The organism is Nocardioides sp. CPCC 206348 (genome assembly GCF_048654705.1).
GTDB lineage: Bacteria > Actinomycetota > Actinomycetes > Propionibacteriales > Nocardioidaceae > Nocardioides.
This window is the reverse complement of the sequence record NZ_JBMCZA010000159.1, coordinates 25,382-27,611: the sequence shown is the minus strand read 5'-3', so window position 1 is coordinate 27,611 and position 2,230 is coordinate 25,382. Positions and strand designations below refer to the sequence as shown.

Annotated in this window: 1 protein-coding gene and 1 pseudogene; one reads left to right on the top strand and one right to left on the bottom strand. The window is 70.0% G+C overall.

Annotated elements, in window-relative coordinates; translation table 11 throughout:
- Positions 1–197: pseudogene (locus ACOADB_RS11660) on the bottom strand (AMP-binding protein); the annotation flags it as partial.
- A gap of 75 nt (positions 198–272) precedes the next feature.
- Between ACOADB_RS11660 and ACOADB_RS11655 the strand changes: the two are divergent.
- Entirely contained in the window at positions 273–1,937 is a 1,665-nt protein-coding gene (locus ACOADB_RS11655) for a patatin-like phospholipase family protein (protein WP_378598383.1), read from the top strand.
- The last annotated feature ends 293 nt before the right edge of the window (positions 1,938–2,230 follow it).

The following is a 2,230-nucleotide window of genomic DNA, read 5'->3' as shown; positions in this document are numbered from 1 at the left end:
ACGACCCCGGCACGCAACAACCCCACCGCAAAGGCATCGACGTCACGGTTCAGCTCCGCATACGTCCACCGGCGACCAGTCGACACCTCGACCAACGCCTCCCGGTCGCCGTACAACCCCACCGTGCGCTCGAAGCTCGCCCCGATCGTCTCCTCCAACAGGGCCGTGTCGGTCTCGCCGCCAGCAATCGACTTCACAGCGGCAAACCTACTCCCACGACTCGCTCCGGGACGGTGCTCGACGCGGCCCTGCCCGTGCGCCACGCTGTCCGGATGCGCCTCCCCCGCCTTCCCGGCCGAACCCAGACCCCGCTGTTCCCGCCGGGTCTGGAAGATCCCGTCACGGGGGTGCCCGTGGCGCCGGACCCCGCGAAGGACCCGACGTTCGCGCTCCAGAAGTTCGACCAGGCGCTCGTGCGCGCCCACCTCGAGGCCCCGGACGTGATGACCGATGTCGAGGTACGCCGCCTGCGCTACCTCATCAGCTTCGCCCGGCTGACCGTCTTCGAGCCGGGCGCCGCCGGCCCCCAGGGCACCCGCGGTCGTGGCGACGTGGACGTCAGCGCCGATCTCGCGGCCTGGCGCGACGTCGTCCTCGACCGGTTCACCGGCCCGCTGCGGCGCGAACAGACGGCCGCGAAGCGACTGGCCGCCGCCCGCGAGGCCTACTACGAGCTCGAGGAGCAACAGTCCGAACAACGGCGCCTGCTCATCGAGAACCGGGCCGGGGAATTCAGCGCCGCCGAGCTCGACGCAGAGGTCGGCTACAAGAGCCTGGCCCTGGTGCTCGGCGGAGGCGGCGGCGCCGGGTTCGTCTACATCGGCGCGATGAAGCGCCTCGTGGAGAGTGGCGTCGAACCCGACTACATCGTCGGCTCCTCGATCGGCGCGGTCCTGGGCGGACTCTTCGCCCGTCAGACGCCGATCCCGTTCGACGACTACCTCGAATTCGCCCGCTCGCTGACGTACCGGGCCCTCCTGGGACCCGAGCCCGCACGCCGCAGGCACGGCCTGACCAGCGTGCTGTCGTTGCGCATCGATGCGTTCGCCGCGCCACTCTTCGAACGGCCCGACGGCGAGCAGATGCGGATGGAGGACCTGGCCATCCCGTTCGACGCCATCGTCGCAGGTGTGCACCAGCAGCTGTTCGCGCGCCTGCCCGCCCGGTTCCGTCGCCAGGAGATGGCGATGGTGCGGCTGCGTTCGTTGCCGGTCGTCCCGATCGGGCTCGGACCGTCCATCGTGAGCCGGCTGTACCAGGCCGCCTCCTTCATCGACTCGCGCGTGGTCAAGCCGCTGGTCCTCGGCGACGACGACCTGACCCGCCAGTTCAACGTCCTCGACGCCATGTCGTTCTCCGCGGCGATCCCCGGCGTCCTCCACCACGAGACGAGCGACCCACGGATGGTCCCCCTGCTCGACCGGTTCCTCGCCGAGAAGGAGGTCGCCGCGCTGGTCGACGGCGGGGCAGCCAGCAACGTGCCCGTCGAGCAGGCGTGGATCAAGGTCCAGCGAGGCCGGATCGGAACGCGCAACGCGCTCTACGTCGCGCTCGACTGCTTCCATCCCCAGTGGGATCCGCGGCACCTGTGGCTGACGCCGATCACGCGAGCCGTACAGCTCGGGATGGTCCGCAACGCGCCGTACGCCGACCAGCTCCTCAGCATGAGTCCGACCCTGTCGCCCGTCACCCTCGCACCGACGCCGGCCGCACTGGACCAGGCCATCGAGTGGGGCCACGCGTCCATGGACACCGCGATGGAGTTCATCAACCAGATGCTGGAGCCGGTCTGGTGGGAGGGCGACGCGCCGGCGTACGCCGATCGATCGCGCCGCCGTGCCCGCGTGTCCCTGGCTCCGCCGATGCGTCCGATCATCGCTGCGGCGCAAGGGTCACGCGATGCCCTGCGTCGATTCCGCGACCGTCACTTCAGCTGAGTCACGGCCCAGTCCCAAGAACTGGCTGAGAACAAAGTCAAGACTCTGGCATTCGCCCACGGACGAGCCGCCGTTGCCACTAGCGTCCTCCGCGGGATCCCAAACCGCGCCCGACGGTCCCCACACACGCCGGGCGCGACCGTGTCCCGCCAGACATTCGTGTCCGGCGGGACACGTGTTCCGGGACCTTCTCGGTTCAGTCGCGCCGACCGTTGAACTGCGGTTCGACGAGCGGGTCGGACGGGTCCACGAGTCCGTCAGCGCCTGCCTGGGTGGCAGTGGACGGCGTGGCG

Coding starts and splice junctions, on each gene's coding strand:
- ACOADB_RS11655 (WP_378598383.1), top strand. CDS start 273: ATGCGCCTCCCCCGCCTTCCCGGCCGAACCCAGACCCCGCTGTTCCCG.